Origin of the sequence: Rhizobium sp. PEPV16 (genome assembly GCF_008919455.1) — a bacterium.
Taxonomy (GTDB): domain Bacteria; phylum Pseudomonadota; class Alphaproteobacteria; order Rhizobiales; family Rhizobiaceae; genus Rhizobium; species Rhizobium leguminosarum_Q.
This window is the reverse complement of record NZ_VSZV01000356.1, coordinates 160,129-164,348: the sequence shown is the minus strand read 5'-3', so window position 1 is coordinate 164,348 and position 4,220 is coordinate 160,129. Positions and strand designations below refer to the sequence as shown.

General features: G+C 56.2%; 5 protein-coding genes. 1 reads left to right on the top strand and 4 read right to left on the bottom strand.

Annotation, left to right across the window (positions count from 1 at the left end; genetic code table 11):
• The 4 genes from FY112_RS38390 to FY112_RS35165 all read right to left on the bottom strand — a co-directional run.
• Positions 1 to 217, bottom strand: a 217-nt coding sequence (locus tag FY112_RS38390) for a biotin carboxylase N-terminal domain-containing protein (RefSeq protein WP_246700828.1), incomplete at its 3' end; no start/stop codon positions are given.
• A 4-nt stretch (positions 218 to 221) separates the two neighbouring features.
• A complete protein-coding gene (locus FY112_RS35175) occupies positions 222 to 1,028 on the bottom strand; it encodes a CoA ester lyase (protein WP_017958434.1) in 807 nt (268 codons plus the stop codon).
• Between the two features lie 86 nt (positions 1,029 to 1,114).
• Positions 1,115 to 2,011: an amidohydrolase family protein gene (locus FY112_RS35170; RefSeq protein WP_017958435.1), complete on the bottom strand. Its 897-nt coding sequence runs from the start codon at positions 2,009 to 2,011 to the stop codon at positions 1,115 to 1,117.
• 55 nt (positions 2,012 to 2,066) lie between these two features.
• Positions 2,067 to 2,828, bottom strand: a complete 762-nt coding sequence (locus FY112_RS35165; RefSeq protein WP_017958436.1) for a glucose 1-dehydrogenase — start codon at positions 2,826 to 2,828, stop codon at positions 2,067 to 2,069.
• Positions 2,829 to 3,154: 326 nt separating this feature from the next.
• On the opposite strand from FY112_RS35165, the gene FY112_RS35160 reads away from it, so the two are divergent.
• Positions 3,155 to 4,144, top strand: a complete 990-nt coding sequence (locus FY112_RS35160) for a substrate-binding domain-containing protein (protein ID WP_017958437.1) — start codon at positions 3,155 to 3,157, stop codon at positions 4,142 to 4,144.
• Positions 4,145 to 4,220 lie beyond the last annotated feature (76 nt).

Sequence of the window (4,220 nt, the reverse complement as noted above, 5' to 3'; positions counted from 1 at the left end):
CCTCCTCGATCGACAGATAGCTCTCGATCGGGCCCATGTCCTTGGACAGATGCGGGCCGCGGCCGACCTGATAACTCTCGTCCGCCTTGAAGCGGTGCAGCGCCAGCTTGTCCTCTTCCGCCCAGATCGCCACGGTTTTTATTCCAAGCTCGTTGGCCGCGCGGAACACGCGAATGGCAATTTCGGAGCGATTGGCGGCAAGGATTTTTTTGATCACGGCGTTATCCACGGTTTGGGGAGGAGCGCAAAAGTATTCTTTCGGCCCGGCTAATCACGGGCTTGTCGATCATCTGCCCATTTATCTTGGCTGCTTGCGTGCCATTCGCAGCTACGGCCTCAACCACCTGCGTGGCCCAGGCGACCTCAGCGTCAGATGGACGAAATGCATCAGCCACGGCGGCAAGTTGCTTTGGGTGAATGACGAGTTTCCCCGCGAAGCCAAGGTGACGTGCTTCGATCGCGTCGGCCTTGATATGGTCATAGTCGTCGATCGCCACGGTAACACCGTCGATTGGCGCAGCCTTTTGTGCAAGCCTGGAGGCGAAGACCAAGGTTTGCCGGGCGAACCTGAGTGCGTCTTGCGTGTGTTCGCACCCCATATCAAGCGCGAAGTCGAGGCTGCCAAATGCCAGGAAGGGGACAGTCCGGTGCGCGGCGAGCTCTCGGGCATTGTCGAGGCCGACTGCAGTTTCGATAAGCGGTATGACCGTAATATCTTCACCCAAAGCGGCAGCAACGCTTTCGAGTTCCCAAGTGGTTTCAGCTTTGGGAAGCATTATGTTTAGGCAACCTGCACGCGCCAAAGCTACAAGATCGTCATGGAAGAGGTCGGTCTGCACTGGATTGACGCGAACAAACGTGCGCTTATCAAGGATGGCCTTCACAATGTTGGCTCTCGCAATTTCCTTGTTCCCAGGTGATACCGCATCTTCGAGATCAAGAACGATTGCGTCGGCGGTGCTGGCCGCGGCTTTTTCAAAGCGCTCCGGACGGTCAGCCGGGACAAAAAGCATTGTTGTCAAAGCCATGGGAACACCTCTGCATACCTTCAATAGGGCAAAAAAGAACTCCGATGGAAAAGCCATCGGAGTTCTTTAACCGTTGAGTTTCGTGGTCAAAGCCGATAGATGCGCTGCGCATTGTCGTGGAAGAGCTTCTGCTTATCCACGGACGAGAAACCCGAGACGATCTCGAAAAATGCTTCATAAATCCTATCGAAGCTCGCGTAGATTTTGTCGACGGGGAAATTGCTTGCGAACATGCATCGATCGACCCCGAAGATTTCGATCGTTTCGAGTACGAATGGCCGGATTGAATCAACTGTCCAGTCCGGCATCACCATGCCGAGACCGGAGATCTTGGCATTGACATTCGAGGAACGAGCGAGCGAGCGCATCCCGTCTCGCCAAAGCTGCACGCCCGCATCGTCACGCTCGAGCGGCATCCCAGTGTGGTTCAAGTTCACGATCGTCTCTGGATTGTCGGCCGCAACTTTTGCCGCCGCCGGCATCTGGTGCGGATAGAGCTGGAGGTCGAACGAGAAGTCATACTTTTTGAGAAGCTTGTAGCCTCTTAGCCAATGCGGGTCAGTCAACAGATCGTTGCGTTGGTTGAATGTGTACTTCGGATCAGGATGCCAATTCAGGATCTGGCGAATACCGCGCGTATCCTTGCACTTTGCATGTGCGGCTAGCACCTCATCGACGTCCGGAGCCTCGAGATCAGCATGCGCGACAAAGCCGTTTGGCTTTCCCGTACGGTTCTTGATGTCCTGGAGCCACTTTGTTTCCGCGACGACATCTGCTGACAGGGCATCGAGGTGTACGTCTTTGACGACGTTCCAATTTTTGGCGTCAGCCATGTAATCGTCGAGAAGATACGTTGTCATGATTGGCCGCAGGCTTCCGGCGATCGGCGCGATTGGCTCGCCGGGCTGGCACAGCCAGGGATATGAATAGTTTTCCAGATCCCACAGATGATGATGTGGGTCGATAATTGCCTTAACGTCCATCTGTTCCTCCCTAGACAAATATGGGGTGGCGGAACAGGTCCGCCACCGGTCAGCGTTAGCCCGCCACGTAGCCGCCGTCGACCATCAGGATGTGCCCGGTCACGAAAGCGGCTTCGTCGCTCGCGAGGAAAACGAGTGCATCCGCAACTTCATCCGGCTCTGCCCAACGTTTCATCGGATGGGCGGCCTTAACGGCAGCCGCGCCGGCCTCGGGGTCAGGCAAGCTGTTCAGGTAGCGAGTCAGGAACGGCGTGTTGATCGCGCCCGGACCTACCGCGTTCACACGAACTCCCTGCCCTGCATATTCGACTGCCAACTGACGAACGAGTTGGAGCACCGCCCCCTTACTAGCGCAATAGGCAGCCTGGGAAGGAAGACCGACGACACTCGAAATCGAGCCCGTCGCAGTAATCGAACCCTTGCCCGCCTTGAGCATATTCGGAAGAGCGCGGCGCGCCGTGAGGAAAAAGGATTTGGCGTTGCCTGCAAGCACGGCGTCCCATTCTTCCTCGGACGTCTCGTGAAGCGCTTTGCCAATCATGTATCCGGCATTGCTGATCAATGCCTGGACCGCACCAAAAGCAATTTCAGCCTTTTCGAAGATTGCCTCCACGTCAGCGGACTTCGAAACGTCACCCACGACGGTAACTATCTCCGCGCCATGAAATTCGGTGGCGAGTTCATGGACGTTCTCGGCGATATCCGTCGCGACGATTTTCGCGCCTTGCGACGCGAGCTTTCTGATCACTTCCCGTCCGACGCCGCCTGCGGCACCCGTGACAAGCACGACTTTTCCCTTGAGCGATTTATCTGTCAATTCATCCTCCCTTGACCTCTACTGCTTAATGACACGAGTTTCGCACAAGCCGTGAACAGGGTGCCATTGCGTCTTCCTTCTAGGCGCTATTGGAAACAGCCATAGCGACACCCTCCCCGATATAGTGATCCGCAATAGCTGTTAGCCGGTTAGCGTAATTGCCGCTCAACCAGTCCAAGCCTCTTATGGGAACGCTCGTGACATTCCTACACGCTGTTGGAGGAGGCATGGCGACGGTATTTCCATCGCTTGTCTGCGCAGGGGGGCTGTCGGGAGAGAGGGATAAAAGAAGCTCGCAGTGTCGAGCTTATTGGAGGAGTAAAATCATGAAACTGAATCGCCGCAATTTTCTGACTGTATCCGGCATCGTCGGCGCAGCGCTTGCGCTCTCGTCCTTTGCCATCGAACCGGTCTGGGCCCAGGAAAAATCCTTCCGCCTCGGCTACTCGCAGTTCTGGGGAACGAACACGTTCCTTCGCACTCAGATCGCCGGAGCTCAAAAGGCAATCAAGGAATGGGAAGCAAAGGGTGTGAAAGTCGACCTGATCGTCACCAATGGCGGCGATACGGACACCACGAAGCAGGTTGCTGACGTAGAAGACCTGTACACGCAGGGCATTGACGGCTTGCTGATCTTCCCGGGAGACAGTGTCGTCCTGGCCGATCCGATCAAGAATATCTATAACGCCAACAACATTCCCGTCGTCGTTACGGACATCGGTCTCGGTTCCGGTGAATGGGTCAGCTATGTCGTTACCGCCAACGAACAGGGTGGCCGCATGGCAGCAGACTACATGGCGAAGAACGTGAAACCCGGCGCGAAGGTCATTGTCTTTGACCACGGTCCGGCCGTTCAGTGCATCATCGATCGCAACCGCGGCTTTGAAGAGCGCGCCAAGGAACTCGGTCTCGAAGTGCTGCCCCGCAAGGTCATGAAGCTCTCGCTTGAAGACGGCCGCCGCACGATGGAGGACACTCTGACCGAAATCCCCGATATCGCCGGTGTGTTCTTCCAGAACCATGCGCCGACAATCGGCGCCGAAGCAACTCTTGAAGCGGCAAATCGTCTCGACGTGAAACTCGTCAATTTCGACACCGACCCAACGGCGTACCGCCTCGTGAAGGAAGGCAAGATCCTCGGCACGATCGTGCAGAACCCCTTCGAAATGGGCTACGTCGGAATGAACTCCATGCTTACCAAACTGACCGGCGGCACACCGGAGAAGCTCGTTGAGCTCGAGCCGCGGCTGATGACCAAGGACAACGTTGCCGAATTCGCCAACGAACCCCAGGTCCTTGACGCGAAGGTACAGTGAGACCAGCGGACTTGAAACTCCAGCGGGCGTCTCGCCCGCTGGAAAGTGGTTGATGAAGGAGGAGTCAAATGTCAAT